Here is a 17,850-nt window from a genome sequence, read left to right on the forward strand (position 1 = left end):
TGATTATGTATGGTATGTCGGAGAGCGATTCCACCAACGAGAGCAAAGCCCGGGTGATGGAAATATGCTCATTGCAATATGTTGGTATTGTACTTTTTTTCTTCCCTTGGTATCTGTCGTAAACAAACTGAAAATTTCATTGGTACTGCAACTGTTAGGAAGTATTATTCTTATTGTTGTTCCATTTGTATTTTGTCATATCAGATACAATCAGAAGAATAAATATTTGATAGGGTTGCAATATAAAAATAAAAAGCATTGGGGACGCCGTCTGCTTATAATATGGAGTTTCTTGCTTGCTGTAATCATAATGGAATTTATTGTTATGATAAAAATTGGATTTTGGCATATTGGAGCCTAACTATAGGCTTTACCTATCGAGGACACAAAAAGGCCGAAACAATAAACTATCCGCTATGCGGGCGGTTGTTATTTGGGACTATATCCTTTTAACTGCGAGGGTGTTGGGTAGTTACGAAGTGAAAAAGAATGGAACACGTTCAAGAAGAGGGATGGTTACGGCGTGTCCGGGAGTTGAAAAAGAGCTGGATGTCTATCCCAAAAATATTCATGCAAGCACACGGGCGAGAGAGGATGTGATTCCCTACGCATTGTTACTGGAATCCATCGTTAAAAGAGGGGAGGGCTCTTTCAAATGAACAGCGATTTTTACCTAACTCTTTAGAATGGTACAACGCTTGATCCGCCGCAGTATATGCTTCCATAAAATTCCGCTTTCCTTCACAGAACGCGACACCAATACTGCATGAAACATCGTATGTCCCCGATATGGACAGTGCGGCTATATCTTTGCCTATCTCGTCAGCTTTCTCAATCATCTTTGCCTTGGATAGATTGCTTACATAGACACAGAATTCATCTCCGCCCAAACGGCCTACCATCCCGTGTCCATCAAAATGAGCCTGAAGAATACTGGCAATAGATATTAAGACCTTATCCCCGGCGGGATGGCCGTATGTATCGTTAAGCCGCTTGAAGTTGTCTACATCCAGTATAAGCAAGAAACCAGAATTGTTATCGCGTAGAGCCATGTCGACATACCGCGTCAGGGTCATTTTATTGTACAACCCTGTCATCAAGTCGCGCTTAGCCTGCTGAGTCAATTTCAGGAGGTATTTTTCAGTTAGGATCAAGACAATGGAGACGACCAAAAATAACGAGATAACGGCTACTAAAAACTGTGCTCCCAACTGCCAAAATTGGCTTAGGATTTTTTCTGATATGGCAACACCTTCACAACGCAATATCATTTCTGTTCGATTGTAAAAATGATACCATAGCCCTAATGTCAATAGAAACATCAATAGGATAAATCCGGCCAAACCCAATAAGATTTTCGGGTGTGCTGCAATACCTTCCGTCTTTTTTATTTCATCACGGATAAAGAGTATTTCTTTGGAATTTGATACGGCGTAAACGCCTATTATGAGCAGGCCGACGACACCCCATTCTATAAAATTTTGTAGAGACAATTTTCGTAATAGTCCATAAAACAGAGTAATGCCGGATTCAGGAAACAGGATTTGTATGGCTGTGATTACCAAAAACGAGTGCAGAAAGTCTGCTAGGATAGCTGCGAACGCTATGCACGCTTTTTTATATCTGGTGTTCTTTTTTGCATGAAGGAAGAGGCAGCCCGCCAGAAACCCAAAGGCCATCCGCATTCCAACGCTGACTATGAGGCTGGATACTGGAGCACCACTGATGAACGGTGAAAAAATTTGATCGGCATACGCTGTAGCAGTCACGGATGCTTTCCACATGCTCGTCAGCCCAAATATTCCACCTAGAACCAGGCCTTCCGCAGGCCCAAACAGTAATGCCCCTATAAGAACCGGCAGTGGCATGAGGGTAAAAGAGATAGGCGGAATAACAATATAACCGAATGCGGAAAAGGCGAGTACCAGCTCCACGGCCACAAGGATGGACAATATTGGAAGATAGAGTGGAGAATTGCGCATAGACATGATGATATTTCTTTAGTGAGTGTAATTTCAAATAGTTTGCTAAAAATTACGCTATCTGTCCATAGCTGATCAGCTGGCCAGTGGGAATTTTATTTTAGGTTGGCTTGAAAATACGGATGATTACCCGATATTCCATTTGGATTCAGTGGTTACATCGGCAAGGGGAATTGGGATAGGCCAGTCGCCGGTACAGCTTTCAGTGACGCCCACATCGGCTATTTCATGCCCGGCGTCGGTTATAAAAATGGATCATACTGAAAATTCAAGCCTTCTCTTGAGCGGGACATTCACTTCTGCAATGAAAGCCGTATTTCAACTATCTGAAATTCAAAATGAATTTTTTAGGAAATCATCGAAAAGGCGAATGTCTCCTTGAGCGCCTTTTCAGTATCTTAAAAGCATGTGGGCCGACAGAGCAGTTCGTCGGCCCGTTTTGCATTGTTAGTGGACTGGTTAAGCAAGCGGCATGTGGGCCGTTGGGTTTTGTTTTGTGCTGGAGTGGGAAGGTTTATGCGGGGAAAGCATCCACGGCCTGTCCACAACAGGCGGGGATTGCTTTCTTTTTTGTTTTAGATCGCGTTTTTTCAGAGAAAAGAGAGGATCAGGCAAGATTAAGAGAGAATTGTGTCTACCGCACGGTTTCGGCTAACGCTATCGTATATTCCATCATCACTTAACCATTAAGGATATATGCTATGAATCGACTCTCAGCAATGATGTTGGCCGTGCTTTGGGCTGTTTCTCAGGGGGTGCTTGCTGTTCCGGCTGAGGCCGCGGAATCCGGCAAGACGGGACAAGTCATCGTGCGAAATGGTGAACAGGCTTCCATCAAGGGGGCGGATACGATTTTTACAGGCAGCGTACGCATTGATCCCCTCTACGCGGCGAACAATGATATGCGCTCCAGCGGAGGCAGCGTCACATTTGAACCGGGGGCCCGTTCCAATTGGCATGTCCACCCTGTGGGGCAGGTGCTGATTGTTACTTCCGGTGTTGGCCGGACTCAGGAGTGGGGCAAGCCGATGCAGGAAATCAGGGCGGGGGATGTAGTCATATGCCCTGTGGGAGTCAAACATTGGCACGGCGCCGCACCGAATAGCGCTATGACGCATATTTCTATTTGTGAGGAAAAGGAGCCCGGCAAGGTTGTAGAGTGGATGGAAAAAGTGACCGATGCCCAGTATAACGGCAAGTGATGCGGGCTGAAAAGAAGTATCTGAAGCCATTCCCTGTTTCCCCGTAAAGTCTGCTGGGGGAAACGGGCAGGAAATAAGGTGCTGTCTGCTCTTCGGAGTAGGAAGCCGTTTCTCCCCCTATAGGGAAAACGGCGATAATGGAGTCCGTCATATGGAAAAAGATACTTCTTCCACCGTCGCTGTGGGTGATTCGGCCATCCTGCGTACAGTTCACAGCCTTCCATATAAGGGGCCGGATACATGGTTTTACCGGCACGGTTCAGATCCTACGTTCCCGGTCGCGTCGTATGTGCTTCAAGCGCATATGCCACCTCTGAGCCGGGAGCCCGTGCTGCATGGCATCCCCATCCTTTGGGGCAGGCTCTGATCATTACGGTTGGAGTCGGCAAGGGGCAGGGAGGGCCGATTCAAGAGGTTCGCCCCGGCGATGTGGTCTTGTTTCCTCCGTGTATCAAACACTGGCACGGAGCCGCGCCCGGCGTCGCCATGCCCCATATTTTCGTGGCTGGAGAAGAAGGCGGGAACAACGTCGAGTGGCTGGAAAAGTAGCGGAAGGGCAATACATGGGGAATCCGTTGCCCCAAAAGGCCGGGGATGTGGCCTTGCCTTATATGCCGTGCGCTGGAAACATATTTTTGAAGGCTGTGTTATAGAAAATGGTTGATGCTTTTTTCCTTGAAGTTCCACAGGGATAACCGACAAAATGCCTTAGCCCTGTATTCCACCAAGAGGAAAACCGGAGAAAAAGGCTGTATTTTCACCGCACTGTGGAGATGAAACAACCACAAACTATAACAGAGCCTTTTTGAAAACATACGGCGATATATTTTCTGTTTTCGAGTACGGGATGCCACGAAGCTGCTTTGAAAGAAGAATGAATAAAAAGGTTACAAACACCATTGTGTAAAGGCAATTAAGGAGTGCACAGTATGGCCGGACAGTTTTCGCGTCGGAGTTTTCTGAAGGGTGGAGCGTTCGCTGTAGGGGCCTTCGCCTTGGGTGGGTTCCCCAGAGCCGATTCAGCCATTGCCGCGCCGCAGGAAAAGGCCAAGGTCTTTTTTACGAAGGACATCAGCCTCGAAGGGTTGATGAAGGTCTACGCCCGCGTCAATCAGGGCATGATCGGCAGGATCGCCATTAAGCTGCATACGGGCGAACCGCATGGGCCGAATATTTTACCCCGTGAAATGGTCAAAGGGTTTCAAGCGAATATCCCGAACAGCAGCATTGTGGAATGCAATGTTTTGTATCCCAGCCCAAGGCAGACCACGGAAGGGCATCGTGAAACCCTGAGGGCCAACGGCTGGACTTTCTGCTCCGTCGACATCATGGATGAGGATGGGGACATAAGCCTCCCCATCCCCGGCGGAAAATGGCTTACGGAAGTGTCCGTCGGCAAACATATCCTGAATTATGACTCCATGCTGGTGCTGACCCATTTCAAAGGGCATGCCGTGGGCGGTTTCGGCGGATCGCTCAAAAACATTTCCATCGGCTGCGCCTCAGGGAAGCTGGGCAAGCAACAGATCCATCAGCTTCCGGGCGACGGGAGCTGGCCCGGAGGCCCGCTGTTCATGGAGCGGATGGTGGAAGGCGGCAAAGCCATTACCAATCATTTTGGGCAGCATATTACCTATATCAACGTGCTTCGGAACCTGTCGGTGGATTGCGACTGCGCCGGGCTTGGCGCGGCGGCACCCACCACGCCGGATTTGGGGATCATTGCCTCGACGGATATTCTGGCTGTCGATCAGGCTTCGGTGGACATGGTTTATGCGCTGCCGGAAGCGCAGCGGCGCGACCTTGTGGAACGCATCGAGTCCCGCAGCGGCCTGCGCCAGCTTGAGTATATGAAGCTCCAAGGCATGGGGAACAATCAATACGATTTGATCACTGTGTAAGGCGGCAGGATTCCGCCGATGTGCGCGGAGGGCAGCGGCGGAGGCGGCAAGGCGGTTCTGGAAGTGGGCCGGAAGCATTCGCCTTTTTAATGAGTTTCCCCAAAATTCATTTTGGGCTTCAGATAGTTGAAATGCGGCTTTCATTGCAAAAGTGACTGTCTCGTAGGCCGGTTCGCCTTGCCGCCTCCCGTTCGCGTTTGAAAGGTGAAACGCTTTGGATATTCCATGAAAAGGGGGAAGTGCGTGGCATTGGGCTTGGTGCCTTTGCTCTGTATCCTTGCCGGGGGAGGGTATGCTTTCATGCCGCAGGCTTCATTCGGCAAGCTGCCTGAAGGTGCCCGTCTTGACGCAATATCGCAGTCGCCCCACTATGAAGGCGGCGCTTTCCACAATACGGAGCCGCTGCCGCTTATGGAGGGGGCGGCATTGTGGGCGCGTTGATGAAATACGTTTTTCCGTCGTTGGCTGCGCCAGCAGATGCCTTCAAAAAACTCAATGAAATCCATTGCGGTAACATGGCATCAATAATGTTTTGACAGAGCCTAAGCGAAAGGCTCTGTCATGGTATGTGGTTGTTTTGTTTTTACAGCACAATGAAAATACAGACTTTTTATCGTGTTTTTCCCTTGCGGAATCCCCAGCTGAGGTATTTTGTTGGTTATTCCTTTGGAACTTCAAGGAAAAAGCATCAACCATTTTCTATGACACAGCCAAGCGAAAAGGCCCCGCGCATACCTGCTCAGCCTGAGGGATGTGCGGGGCCTTTCTTGGTGAAGGGATGGCCTGCATTTTTCAGAAGGCTATCATATGGTTGTTTTTTCTGTAGTACACTGAAAATATATACTTTTTATCTGATTTTTCCGCTAATGGACTCCATGATTGGGGCGTTTTATGAGTTATTCCTTTGGAACTTCAAATAACCAGCAAAACGCCTTGGCCGTGGATTCCGCCAATGGAAAAACTGGAGAAAAAGGCTGTATTTTTCACCGATCTGTGGGGATGAAACAACCGCATGCTATGGCTGAGCCTTTCAGAAAAGCTTCCCTTCCGGCTTCATGCGGCTTGAAAGCCCATCAGCACGAGCGGGCGTATTTCTTCGCCTGTTCGCTGATCAGATCCATGTCTTCAAAATAGTTGATCTTCATGGCCCGCCTTACGTCATCCAGCGTCCGGGCGGCGGCTTCGCGGGCCCGTATGCTGCCTTCCTTGAGAATGTCATAGATGGCGGGAATATCCTTTTCAAGTTCCCGGCGGCGGCTGCGGATGGGCTCCAGTTCGTCCTGCAGGACGTTGTTCAGGAACTTTTTGACCTTCATGTCGCCGAGGCCGCCACGGGTATAATGGGCCTTCATTTCTTCGATATTCTGATAATCCGGGAAATGGCGCTCAAAATGTTCGGGGCGGCTGAACGCGTCCAAATAGGTGAATACCGGGTTGCCCTCGACCTGGCCGGGATCTTCCACGCGGAGGTGGTTCGGGTCGGTGAACATGGACATGACCTTCTTTTTGACCTCGTCCGCGTCCTCGCCCAGATAGATGCAGTTGCCGAGCGATTTGCTCATTTTGGCCTTGCCGTCGATGCCGGGCAGGCGCAGGCAGGCCTTATTGTCCGGGAGCAGCATTTCAGGCTCGACCAGCGTGTCCCCGTAAACGGCGTTGAACTTGCGGACGATTTCCTTGGTCTGCTCCAGCATGGGGGCCTGATCTTCGCCAACGGGCACGGCCGTTGCTTTGAAGGCCGTAATGTCGGACGCTTGGCTGATCGGATAGGTGAAGAAGCCGACCGGGATGCTGGCCTCAAAATTGCGCATCTGGATTTCGGATTTCACCGTGGGGTTGCGCTGGAGCCGGGCCACGGTCACGAGGTTCATATAATAGAAAGAGAGTTCGCAGAGTTCCGGGATCTGCGATTGGATGAACATCGTGGATTTTACCGGATCAAGGCCGCAGGCGAGGTAGTCGAGCGCGACTTCGATGATGTTCTGGCGCACCTTTTCGGGATGTTCGGCGTTGTCGGTCAGCGCCTGCGCGTCCGCGATCATGATGAAAATCTTGTCGTATTTGCCGGAGTTCTGGAGCTCCACCCGGCGCTTCAGCGAACCGACGTAGTGGCCGACATGCAATCTTCCGGTGGGCCGATCTCCAGTCAATATAATCTGTTCCATTACAGCTTTCCTTCTCGCCTGTTTCGTTTTTCGGTTGACGCTTGCGGCGTGCGCGGGTGGCGTCGCAGCGCGCCTCTCCATGCTCGGGCCCCGCTTCGTAACGGTTTCTGTTCATACATGATAGGGCGATGAAGTTCAAACGCCCGGAACTACCCTCGGATGGAGGAGGGACGGGCGGATGCCTCGCAGAGGCTTCCTCACGCTCTTTTGCGTTGCGCAGACGGGCCTCGCCGCCCCGATTTCGGGATCAAGATCGCCCGTGATCTGCCCGGCCAGCCCACGGATCTGGACGTCATCGGCTGGGGCATCGAAGAGACGGACGCCTGCGGCATCGGCTTTCTCATGAACATGGGCTACGATGAAGTGAGCCCCGGCTATGTGGGCCGCCATACCATCGGCGGCTCCGCCATGATGGGCCTCGACGCGCTGAACGCCGTGGGCCTCAAAGCCGCCAACTACGCCGATGTCAGCGGCAACCCCGTTGCCGCCAAGATTTACCGCGTCGCCAATGTGCCCCCCTCACAGCCCAATATTGAAGGGTACCTGCTCGGCGGCTTCATGATGGCGAATCAGGAGCAGCGGCGCCACGCCCACGCGCTGGTCAAGGTGCTGCGCGAGAGCCTGCCCAAGAAGCCCGGATTTCCCCGCGTGCTGTTGCTGTGCGGTAACTGTGAAGGCGAATCCCTTGAGATCCTGCATACCGGGCCCGCCGACATGACGGCCCCGGACGGCATCGGCAGGCGCATCGAGATTTACGGGCGGGAACACGTCACGGATACGAAGTTCATCGGTGAACGGCTGCTTGCTCTGTACGGGGAATACACCGCTGAGAAAAAGCATCAGAAGGCAGGGGAGCTCCTTGGAAATCAAAGAAAAATCTTCGACGATCTCGATCGATGTCAGCAAGCGCCTTTCCTGTGGGATCACGGCGTGCGTCGCCGCTTGTAAAAAGTATGCGCGGGTATCCCCGAATTGAAGGACGGCGTGCCCTCGTTCGGACATCTGACGGTGGGAGAAGTGCTCCGTCTCGGCACGGGATGCCTTGCCTGCGAATTCGCCTGTACCTTCCACGGCAACAAGGTCATCGTCGTTGATGTCCCTTTTTTCCCGTGTGCGGAAGCCATAACGATACGGGGGAACGCCGGATGGGGCGGCTGTTTTTTATGTGCTTTGGGCGAGGGGTGGCGAATTCCGTACGGTGGGGTAAATGTTTTTTTGCTTGGCAAGTGTTGTGGCGGCGCATGGTTGGAAGCGTCCCGCCGGCTTTGGCGGACGGCGGGCCCACTGTGCATATAGACCTGTCGTCTGTTTTAGAGGATACTCGCTCCCCTCTATCGTTTTTGTAACCGGGATGCCCCACAGGGGAAAGCAGGCCGTGCGGCATGGATCGATACCGCCGGAGAGATTTCACCCCAAAACCTGCCGTGATGCAGGAACAAATGGGAGAAGGCATGGGTTTTCAAGGCAATGTTTTGGGCGGCACGATGATCATCGCCGGGACGGCTATCGGTGCCGGGATGCTGGCGCTGCCGATGATTTCGGCGGGCATGTGGATTTATTGGTCTTTGCTGCTGATGGCCCTGACGTGGCTGTTGATGCTGCGCGCGAGCCAGGCCATTCTGGAAGTGAACCTGCATTACGAGCCGGGCAGCAGCTTCCACACGCTCGTTCAGGATACGCTTGGCCCCGTCTGGAGCACGATCAACGGGCTTGCCGTGGCCTTCGTCCTGTATATTCTGGTGTATGCCTATGTGAGCGGCGGTGGGTCCACCGTGCAGCAGACCATTATGGCGGTGACGGGCAGCGATCCCGGCATGATGAGCTCAAGCCTGTTTTTCTCGCTGATCCTCATGGCCTGCGTTTGGTGGAGCACCCGGTTTGTGGATCGGCTTTCGGTCATCCTGATGGGCGGCATGGTGTTGACCTTCATCCTGTCCATGACCGGTATGCTGTCGCAGATCCGTTTGCCCGTGCTGCTTGATCTGGGCGAAAACGGATCCGGCGGCGGGGCGGCCATCTTCATTTGGTGTGCGCTTTCCACCTACCTTACCTCGTTTTGTTTCCACGCCTCCGTACCCAGCCTCGTCAAGTATTTCGGCAAAAGGCCGGCCGATATCAATAAGTGCCTGCGCTACGGCACGCTGATTGCCTTGCTCTGTTATGTCGCGTGGATTGTGGCCGCCGATGGGATCATCTCCCGCGAGCAGTTTAAGTCCGTCATCGCCGCGGGCGGCAATGTCGGGGATCTTATCCGTGCCGCCGGTTCCGGCATCGACAGCAGCTTCATCCTCCGTATGCTGGAGGCGTTTTCCTTCTTCGCGGTGGCGACTTCGTTCCTCGGCGCGGGGCTCGGCCTTTTCGACTATATGGCCGACTTGTGCAAGTTCGATGACTCCGTTATGGGCAGGGCCAAAACGACTCTCGTGACGTTCCTGCCGCCCTTGCTCGGCGGGCTCATCAAGCCGGACGGCTTCCTCGCGGCCATCGGCTGGGCGGGCCTCGCCGCAACCATCTGGTCGGTCATCGTCCCGGCCCTCATGCTGTGGGCCAGCCGCAAGAAGTTCCCGGCGGCGGCCTATAGCGCTCCGGGCGGCTCTTTGACCATTTATGTGCTGCTCATATACGGCTGTATTACCGCCGTGTGCCATATCCTTTTCGTGCTGCAGTACTTGCCCATGTACGAATAAGGCTTCCGCCAGCTTCTTTCGTCCTCCCGGTCGGCTGATCGGGAGGGCTTTTTTATGGGCTGCTTGGGCGCGTTGCCAGGCAGGTGCGGCCTGCCTGTTTGATGCACTGGTTCAGAAAAAGCTTGCTTCCCAACGCGAAATGCTCTAAAAATTCACTTTCAGTAACTATTACTAACTACCGGCTTCCCCTAAGAAGGCGGTGCAAAGAGGAGGAAGCATGAGTGAGGTTTTGCTGTGGGTGCATCCGTTGATGCAGGTATGCGCCGCCGTTCTCGGAGTATGGGCCATGTGGCAGGGGCTGAAACGGGTGGCGATGCTGCTCGGCAAGAAGACGCTTTTCCCGTGGAAGCAGCATGTAAGGCTTGGGACAGTGGCCCTCGTTTTGTGGATTCTCGGGGCGCTCGGTTTTTATGTGACGCTGGATTTGTTCGGCAGCACGCACATTACCGGGCTGCATGCCGAATTGGCGTGGCCCATCATCGGGCTGGCCGTCCTTGGGCTGATCACCGGATACATCATGAACCGCTATAAGAAAAAGCGGAAGATCCTGCCCCTCATCCACGGGGCCATCAATGTCCTTTTGATCATCCTTGTCGCCGTGGAATGCTATACCGGCGTACAGGTGTGGAAAGACTTTTCGTAAGTTGGAAACGGGGGAGAGGCAAAGGCGGCCCGTCCTCCGCACCTTCTTTGCCCTGACGGGCGAGGCCCTCCGGTGAAGACCGGATACACGAGCGGCCCTGAGATCTTCGGATTTCAGGGCCGCCCGTTTGTGTGAAGCAGGGGATTTAAAGGCGGCGTTCCAGAATGGCCTTGACGTCGTCGAAAGTCATCGACGCGGGATTGTTGGCGAATACGGCGGGCATACTGTCCAGCGCAGTCCGGGCCAGCCAGTCGAGCTGGCTTTCCTGCACGCCGAGGTCGGACAGGGTGAAGGCGATCTCCAGCGTTTTCAGAAGGGCATCCACCTGTTCGACGGCGCATAGGGAGGCTTCCTCTTCCGTAAGGCCGGAGGTTTCCGCGCCCAGAAGCCGGGCGAGCTCGGCAAAATCCGCCTGTGCGTGGGGCCGCATGAACCGCATGTATTCCGGATAAATGGCGGCAAGCCCTTCGCCGTGCGCGACGTTGAGCAGGCCGCTGATCGGGTGTTCGATGCCGTGCGGGGCGGTACAGCCCGCGCTGCCGATGGCGATGCCCGCGAACGTGCTTCCCAGCGCCACCCGTTCCCACGTTTCGAGATCGGAGGGGTTGGCCTGTACCTTGGGCAGGCCTTCATTCAGCCAGAGGATTGCCTGACGCGAATACAGCTTGCTGAACGGGTTGGCGCGGACGGAGAGGAACGATTCGATGGCGTGGGCCAGCGCGTCGAAGCCGGGCCCCGCAATGCCCCGGCTGGAGAGCGTGGTCATGAGCTCCGGATCGACGATGCTTTCCCTGGGGTATAAGGCGGGCAGGGCGAATCCCTTTTTTACATGATCCGTGTCGGTGAACACGGCGGTCCAGTTGCCTTCGCTGCCCGTCCCCGCCGTGGTGGCGATGAGCAGGATGGGCAGGGCCTGCCCGCCCTGTCTGCGCCCGTAGATGTAGTCGAAGATCGGTGCGTCGTTGTAATAGGCGAAGGCGATGCCCTTGCTTGCGTCCATGACGCTGCCGCCGCCGATCCCGATGACCATGTCGCACCCGTTGACGCGGGCCGCCTGAGCGCCCTCGGCCGCCATCGAGCCCAGCGGGTTGGGACGGATGCCGCTGTAGTGCGCCCAGCCGATCCCGGCGGCTTCCAGCGAAGCGCCCGCTTCTTCGGCGAGCGACCGGGAGTGTGCGCTGCCGGTGGTGACGATAAGCGCCTTTTTTCCGTATTTCGCGGCCAGCGCCCCGATCCGGCGGCGCATGCCGGGGCCGGAATGGATACTGACGGGATTGTGGAAATGGCACTGCATGGGAATCCCCTCCTTACGTCGGCTCGATCGCATCCGGTTTAGTTCTTCGCGCCCTTCAACTGCCACAGCCAACTGTCGCGTACCATGTCGTCGAGGTTTTTCACGGCTTTCCAGCCCAGCTCCTCAAACGCCTTGGACGGATCGGCATAGCAGCTAGCCACGTCGCCGGGGCGTCTGGCAACGATGCGGTAGGGTACGCTCACACCGTTGACGGCCTCAAAGCGGCGGACCATCTCAAGGACGCTGGTTCCGTTGCCCGTGCCGAGGTTGTGGATGATGCAGCCGGGCTTCGTTTCCAGCTTTTTCAGCGCGGCGATGTGCCCGGAGATGAGATCGGTCACATGGATGTAGTCGCGCACGCCCGTGCCGTCGGGCGTGTCGTAGTCGTCGCCGAACACCTGCAATTCCTTGCGGATGCCCGCCGCCGTCTGGCAGACGAACGGCATGAGGTTATTGGGGATGCCGTTGGGGTTTTCGCCGATGAGCCCGGACTCATGCGCGCCGACCGGGTTGAAGTAGCGCAGGATGGAGACGTTGAATTCGGGATGCGCCAGTGCCACATCGCGGATCGTCTCTTCGATGTACAGCTTGGTGCGGCCATAGGGATTGACCGCGCTGAGGGGATGGTCTTCGGTGAGGGGGAGGAAGTGGGGCACGCCGTATACCGTGGCGGACGAGCTGAAGACGAGGGCGCTACCGTGCTTGAGGCACATTTCAAGGATAGTCAGCGCGGAGTCGTAGTTGTTGCGGTAGTACATGAGCGGGTGCGCCACGGATTCGCCTACGGCCTTATGCCCTGCGAAGTGGATGACCGCGTCGATCCGGTGTTCGGCGAACAAGGCACGCATGGCGGCGACGTCGCCCGCGTCGGCCTTGATGAACGGGATTTCTTTGCCGCAGATTTCCTTTACGGCGAGGAGGACGGACGGATTGCTGTTGTGGAGGTTGTCCACGCACAGGGGCTCGTAGCCCTGCTTGACGAGTTCCACAAGCATGTGCGTGCCGAGATAGCCGGTTCCTCCGGTGACGAGAATCTTACCCATATTGTTTTTCTCCTGACGCCCGGTCTATCCGGGCTGAATCTTTTGGCTCTGTCATAGTGTGTGGTTGTTTCATCTCCACAGCACGGTGAAAAGACAGCCTTTTTCTCCTGTTTTCCCTTTGGCTGAATCCATAGTTGAGGCGTTTTTCTGGTTATTTCTTTGGAATTTCAAAGAAAAAAGCACCAAATCATTTTCTAGGACACAGCCAATCTTTTTTGCTGCTTAATCCAGCCGGGCGATCCGCGCAAGGGCCGGCGATGAGGTTCCGTCGGCGATTGGGTGACGTTTGTACGGCAACATATCGGAAAAGCTGTTTTGCCATAGGAAGATAAGGCGGCCCTAGCCTTGGTGGGATTGCCCATTTTGCCAATCCGTTTTCTATTGGAAAAGCTCCATCCAGATAGTGCATGGCTGTGCCGTAGGAAATGGCAGATGCTTTTGGGGCTCTGCCATAGAGCGTGGTTGTTTTATTTTTTATAATATACTGAAAATATAAACTTTTTATTAGATTTTTTTTCGCTGATGGACTCCATAATTGGGGTATTTTATGAGTTATTCCTTTGGAGTTTTAGGAAATAAAGCATCAACCGTTTCCTATGGCGCAGCTTTTTTTGAAGTCACATAGGAATAAAATCAACAAGATATTTCTGTTATGAAGCCCGCCAACGGAAAAATGGATAAAATTCTCTCCTTTCACGGTGCTGTGGGGGATGAAACGAGTATATCTTATGACAGAGCCTAGGCTGTGTCGTTATGTTGCATGTAACTATTTTAAAATTATTAAAAACAATCTTTTTATGGCCTTAAATGATCTAATAATTTCAATATATTATATTAAGTTGACGACACGGCCTAATCTGTAAACCTATTCTAAAATTTTAGGCTCTGTTACAGTTTGTGGTTGTTTCATCTCCACAGTGCGGTGAAAATACAGCCTTTTTCTCCAGTTTTCCCCTTGGCGGGATCTACGGCTAAGGCCTTTTTCCGGTTATCCCTTTGGAACTTCAAGGAAAAAAACATCAACCACTTTCTATAACACAGCCAAATTTCAAGCCCAAGTGCGATACAGCGTGCTTGAACCGCAGCGGCAAAGGAGCCTGGGGCCTTTGTGCACCTTGTCGCAAGGCTCTATCCCTTGAGATGGGCGGGGGGTCCCACTGGCCTTTTTATCCTGAGCAATGGGGCCTTCCAAAGCGGTCAAGCTGCATCAATCCCGTGCCGCCGTTGCGGATTTTCCATAAGGAATTCTTCCGCATAATGTCATAATAAATAAGGTTGTGTCGTGAATCAGATTTAATCTATTGAAATTACTTAACTATTTTCAAGTTGTAAAAGATTGTTTTTCATTTATTTCAAATAGTTACATATAAGACGACGACACGGCCTAGAAAATGGCGGATGCTTTTTCCCTTGAAGTTCTAAAGGAATAACCGGAAAATGCCTTAGCTAAGGATTCAGCCAAGGGGAAAACTGGAGAAAAAGGCTGTATTTTCACCGTGCTGTGGAGATGAAACAACCACATGCTATAACAGAGCCCAGCATAAAATGATTATAGATACTGCTCGGCAGGGCTGGGGAGCCCTGCGGGAGGGGCTTGAGGATTTTCGTGCTGGAGCCGCGCTTGTCAGGGATGCCCGAAGGCGTATAAGGAAAGAAATTTTCCGAATACAGCAAAACACAGTGAGAAGGACTATGAAACTGCAAGGAAAAACAGCCATCATCACTGGAGCGGCCAAAGGCATCGGCGCTGCGGCCGCCCGCCGTTTCGCCGCCGAAGGCGCTCGGATCGTCTTGGCCGACAAGGATGAAGCCAACGGGCATGAGACCGCAAAGGCCATCGTCAAAGAGGGAGGGGAAGCCGTATTCTGTCTGTGCGACGTGGGGAACGAGGCCGATGTGCAGGCGGTGTTGGACACGGCGGCCCGTACATACGGGAAGCTGGACATCGTGGTGAACAATGCCGGATGGCAGCTCAACAAGACGCTTTTGGAAACGACGGCTGAAGAATTCAACGCCGTACTGAATACGAACCTGACCAGTATGTTCCTGTTCACAAAAGGGGCGGCGAACGTCTTCATTGCCCAGAAGACGGGCGGGGCCATCGTCAACGTCTGTTCGACCTTCGCCGTGGTGGGCTCTCCGGGATACGCCGCGTACCATGCCTCCAAGGGCGGGGTGGCCTCGTTCACACGGGCGGCGGCGATTTCCCTGATGCCGCACAATATCCGCGTCAATGCCGTCGGCCCCGGAACCACGGAAACCCCCGGACTGCACGACGGCGCAAAGGATACCGGCGACGAGGCCAAAGGTATGGCGGGCTTCCTCGCCCTGCAGCCGCTCAAGCGTTTCGGCAAGCCGGAGGAAATCGCCTCGGTGATCGCCTTCCTTGCCAGTGATGAAGCCAGTTTCGTCACGGGAGCGTTGTGGATGGCTGACGGCGGCTATACCATCGTTTAGAGGCGTTTCTTTTTCATCTTTCTATTCCGCTTATACGGAGCAAACGATACGGCATCTTCCCGGTGCCTGCTTGCCCCAACCCCTATCCCGTTTGTATGTGGGGCAAACGGGATAGAGTGAGGGCTGGCGGGAAAGGCGGCGAAGGGCCAGTAGCCGTAATAGCGGATCAGAAATCGGCGGGTGGATTCATGCCTGCTGTCCGTTACATGAAATGGGGACGGCAGGGTATCCTGACAATGATCCGCCGCATCGCCCACGAGAGCCGCCCGGATCCGGAAAGTCCGCTGAAAGGTGTTTTTACCTGCCGTACCGCACATGAGCTGCACTCGCTCGAAGTGCCGTTTTCCCGCGCATCCTGCGCGATATGGCCTACGCGATCATTCGGGAAAACGGCATCCCCACAACCACGCCCCTCGTCGTGCGATTATGGCCTGCGCGATTATCCTGTCGGCGTGGACAACAAGCGCAGGCTGGTGGAGATTGGAGGGACGAAAAACGGCCTTTCCCGTCAAGGGTGCGGTGCTGGAATATGCCGTGGGGTGCCGTATGGTACACAAGGATTTGATATACGAAATACTTTCTGTTGTTGAGGAAATACCGGAAGGATGCGTTGCCACGTATGGCCAGATTGCGCGGCTGATCGGCAGGGACAAAAATTCCAGGCTGGTGGGAAAGGTTCTGAGCATGGCGGAATACTATGGTGACTATCCGTGTCACAGGGTCGTCAACCATGCGGGGCGCCTTGTGCCCGGATGGCTGGAACAGCGCCTTTTGCTGGAAGCGGAGCAGGTCGTCATGAAGGACGACAGCCATGTGGATTTGAAAAAATGCCAGTGGGATTACTGAAAAGGAGAGGGCGGTGAACCGCATAACGTACCACACAACGCCTTTGGGGCGGGTCATGCTTGCGGCGAAAGGCGATGCCCTTACCGGGCTCTGGATGGAAGGCCAGAAGTATTTCGCGGCTACCCTGAAGGGAGAAGTCCGGGAACAGGACGATTTCCCGGTGTTCATTCAGGCCAAGGGGTGGCTCGATCGGTATTTTGCCGGCGAGAAGCCCCGCATAGGAGAATTGAGGCTTGAGCCGGCAGGAAGCGGATTCAGGAAGGCGGTATGGGAAGCCCTTTGCCGGATTCCTTATGGTGAAGTCGTAACCTATGGGGAATTGGCCCAAAAAATGGCCGTGCTCCACAATAGGGAACGGATGTCCGCGCAAGCGGTAGGCGGCGCAGTAGGGCACAATGCCATTTCCATCATCATACCTTGCCACCGTGTCGTCGGAGCCAACGGAAGTTTGACAGGCTATGCCGGTGGGATCGATAAAAAAATAAAACTGCTGACCCATGAAGGGGCATATTCAAAAAGCTTTTTTGTGCCGAAAAAGAGTACCGCCCCATAACCCGCTGGCTTCGCGCTATGCTGTCATCCGCATCCCGAACCATGCCGATCCCCACAGCCCGCTGTTCATGTCGGTGAAACGGCGTACGGGGATGCGTTCGAGCAGCCTCCGGTGCGGGCCTTCATAAAAGGCTTCCCGGAAAGCGGCGCACTCGGTCACGAGGGGATTGCGGAGGGATATGCCGCCGGTGATGAACAGCCCGCCCGTGCAAAGTGTGGACAACGCCCAGTTCCGGCAGGCCCGTGCGTAGAAACGGGCATACCAGCGCAATGTTCCTGTTTCGCTTCCGAGCGCTTCGGCGGCGATTTCGTGAGCCTCCCGGCGTTCTCCGGTGAGAAACAGGTGGAGCAGGCGAAGCCCGCGCCCAGACAGCACATCATCGCCGCTCAAGCAGGCGAGCCCGGACTCCTGCGCCGCGAAATCCCGAAACGCCGCCTCCTTTTTGCCGATGAAAGGAAATATGACATGCCCTCCCTCGGCTGGAAGGGGGAGCCATGAGCCGTGGCTGTCCCGGATGAGCGAGGCTGTGCCCAGCCCCGTGCCTGCGCCGATGATGCCGATGGGCCCGCCGGGAAGCGGGCCGGGAGCGCCGAGCACGCAATGGGCGCTCGAACCGGCTTCGGTCAGGCACGCGCAGGCTTCCGCCGTGAAATCGTTGATTATCCGGCAAGAACGGATGCCGTACCGTTCCTCGGCGTCGGTCAGATCCACTTCCAGAGGCGCGTTGGTCAGCCGGGCTTTCAGCGGATCGGCGACGGGGCCGGCCATGCCGACGACGAACGCGTCGGCGGTGCGGGGATGCCGATCCAGGGCCGTCCCGCAGGCGCTGATGAGGGCTCCCGTGTCCGGGAGTTCCGCCGTTTTGCGCTTGCCCATGCGGTGCAGGGAGAGGTTTCCCTTGTCCAGGGTGAACCCGGCGAAACGGCAATTGGTGCCGCCGAGATCGACGGCTATAATGTACGGCATAGGGTCTCCTCTTTGGGGGCGTGGCAACCCCGGAGCATAAAAGGAAGTATGCCAGTTGATGCGGGCCGGAGACAAGCGGGGAGAAGGCGCTTCCTTGATGGGGGAGGGGCA

17 protein-coding genes are annotated in these 17,850 nt (G+C 54.5%); 12 read left to right on the forward strand and 5 right to left on the reverse strand.

Annotated elements, in window-relative coordinates; translation table 11 throughout:
• On the forward strand, window positions 1–361 hold a 361-nt coding region (locus ACZM8Y_RS10515), incomplete at its 5' end, for a hypothetical protein (RefSeq protein ID WP_489501724.1).
• Window positions 362–614: 253 nt separating this feature from the next.
• On the opposite strand, the gene ACZM8Y_RS10520 is transcribed toward ACZM8Y_RS10515, so the two are convergent.
• Window positions 615–1,988 (reverse strand): ECF transporter S component, encoded by a 1,374-nt coding sequence (locus tag ACZM8Y_RS10520; RefSeq protein WP_482330677.1) that lies wholly within the window; start codon window positions 1,986–1,988, stop codon window positions 615–617.
• Between the two features lie 332 nt (window positions 1,989–2,320).
• Between ACZM8Y_RS10520 and ACZM8Y_RS10525 the strand changes: the two genes are divergently transcribed.
• The 5 genes from ACZM8Y_RS10525 to ACZM8Y_RS10545 all read left to right on the forward strand — a co-directional run bounded on the left by ACZM8Y_RS10525 (window position 2,321) and on the right by ACZM8Y_RS10545 (window position 5,526).
• Complete coding sequence (locus ACZM8Y_RS10525) at window positions 2,321–2,665, forward strand: hypothetical protein (protein WP_479858520.1); 345 nt, start codon at window positions 2,321–2,323, stop codon at window positions 2,663–2,665.
• An 18-nt stretch (window positions 2,666–2,683) separates the two neighbouring features.
• Window positions 2,684–3,184: a (R)-mandelonitrile lyase gene (locus ACZM8Y_RS10530; RefSeq protein ID WP_479858519.1), complete on the forward strand. Its 501-nt coding sequence runs from the start codon at window positions 2,684–2,686 to the stop codon at window positions 3,182–3,184.
• A 240-nt stretch (window positions 3,185–3,424) separates the two neighbouring features.
• Entirely contained in the window at window positions 3,425–3,733 is a 309-nt protein-coding gene (locus ACZM8Y_RS10535) for a cupin domain-containing protein (RefSeq protein ID WP_479858518.1), read from the forward strand.
• 380 nt (window positions 3,734–4,113) lie between these two features.
• On the forward strand, window positions 4,114–5,085 hold the full coding sequence (locus ACZM8Y_RS10540; RefSeq protein ID WP_479858517.1) for a DUF362 domain-containing protein: 972 nt from the start codon (window positions 4,114–4,116) through the stop codon (window positions 5,083–5,085).
• A gap of 243 nt (window positions 5,086–5,328) precedes the next feature.
• A complete protein-coding gene (locus ACZM8Y_RS10545) occupies window positions 5,329–5,526 on the forward strand; it encodes a hypothetical protein (protein WP_479858516.1) in 198 nt (65 codons plus the stop codon).
• Window positions 5,527–6,158: 632 nt separating this feature from the next.
• Here ACZM8Y_RS10545 and trpS read toward each other — a convergent pair.
• Window positions 6,159–7,250: a tryptophan--tRNA ligase gene (gene trpS, locus ACZM8Y_RS10550; RefSeq protein WP_302553103.1), complete on the reverse strand. Its 1,092-nt coding sequence runs from the start codon at window positions 7,248–7,250 to the stop codon at window positions 6,159–6,161.
• Between the two features lie 207 nt (window positions 7,251–7,457).
• Between trpS and ACZM8Y_RS10555 the strand changes: the two genes are divergently transcribed.
• From ACZM8Y_RS10555 to ACZM8Y_RS10565, 3 genes are all read left to right on the forward strand, one after another.
• Entirely contained in the window at window positions 7,458–8,198 is a 741-nt protein-coding gene (locus tag ACZM8Y_RS10555; RefSeq protein ID WP_479858514.1) for a hypothetical protein, read from the forward strand.
• Window positions 8,199–8,677: 479 nt separating this feature from the next.
• Window positions 8,678–9,937, forward strand: coding sequence for an aromatic amino acid transporter (locus ACZM8Y_RS10560; protein ID WP_487479879.1), 1,260 nt, complete (start codon window positions 8,678–8,680; stop codon window positions 9,935–9,937).
• Between the two features lie 217 nt (window positions 9,938–10,154).
• Window positions 10,155–10,580, forward strand: a complete 426-nt coding sequence (locus ACZM8Y_RS10565) for a hypothetical protein (protein ID WP_302553101.1) — start codon at window positions 10,155–10,157, stop codon at window positions 10,578–10,580.
• Window positions 10,581–10,725: 145 nt separating this feature from the next.
• Here ACZM8Y_RS10565 and ACZM8Y_RS10570 read toward each other — a convergent pair whose 3' ends face one another.
• Both ACZM8Y_RS10570 and galE read right to left on the reverse strand, forming a co-directional pair.
• Complete coding sequence (locus ACZM8Y_RS10570; protein ID WP_482330678.1) at window positions 10,726–11,874, reverse strand: iron-containing alcohol dehydrogenase; 1,149 nt, start codon at window positions 11,872–11,874, stop codon at window positions 10,726–10,728.
• Window positions 11,875–11,912: 38 nt separating this feature from the next.
• A complete protein-coding gene (gene galE, locus ACZM8Y_RS10575) occupies window positions 11,913–12,917 on the reverse strand; it encodes a UDP-glucose 4-epimerase GalE (protein ID WP_482330679.1) in 1,005 nt (334 codons plus the stop codon).
• A 1,692-nt stretch (window positions 12,918–14,609) separates the two neighbouring features.
• On the opposite strand from galE, the gene ACZM8Y_RS10580 reads away from it, so the two are divergent.
• The 3 genes from ACZM8Y_RS10580 (at window position 14,610) to ACZM8Y_RS10590 (ending at window position 16,773) form a co-directional block, all read left to right on the forward strand.
• A complete protein-coding gene (locus tag ACZM8Y_RS10580) occupies window positions 14,610–15,374 on the forward strand; it encodes an SDR family NAD(P)-dependent oxidoreductase (RefSeq protein WP_302552886.1) in 765 nt (254 codons plus the stop codon).
• A 426-nt stretch (window positions 15,375–15,800) separates the two neighbouring features.
• The gene (locus ACZM8Y_RS10585; protein ID WP_487479878.1) at window positions 15,801–16,220 is read left to right on the forward strand and encodes an MGMT family protein; all 420 of its coding nucleotides are present in this window, start codon (window positions 15,801–15,803) and stop codon (window positions 16,218–16,220) included.
• 13 nt (window positions 16,221–16,233) lie between these two features.
• Entirely contained in the window at window positions 16,234–16,773 is a 540-nt protein-coding gene (locus tag ACZM8Y_RS10590) for a methylated-DNA--[protein]-cysteine S-methyltransferase (protein ID WP_302552885.1), read from the forward strand.
• Window positions 16,774–16,788: 15 nt separating this feature from the next.
• Here ACZM8Y_RS10590 and ACZM8Y_RS10595 read toward each other — a convergent pair whose 3' ends face one another.
• Window positions 16,789–17,739, reverse strand: a complete 951-nt coding sequence (locus tag ACZM8Y_RS10595; RefSeq protein ID WP_482330681.1) for a glucokinase — start codon at window positions 17,737–17,739, stop codon at window positions 16,789–16,791.
• Window positions 17,740–17,850: the final 111 nt, after the last annotated feature.

The organism is Bilophila sp. (assembly GCF_057864385.1).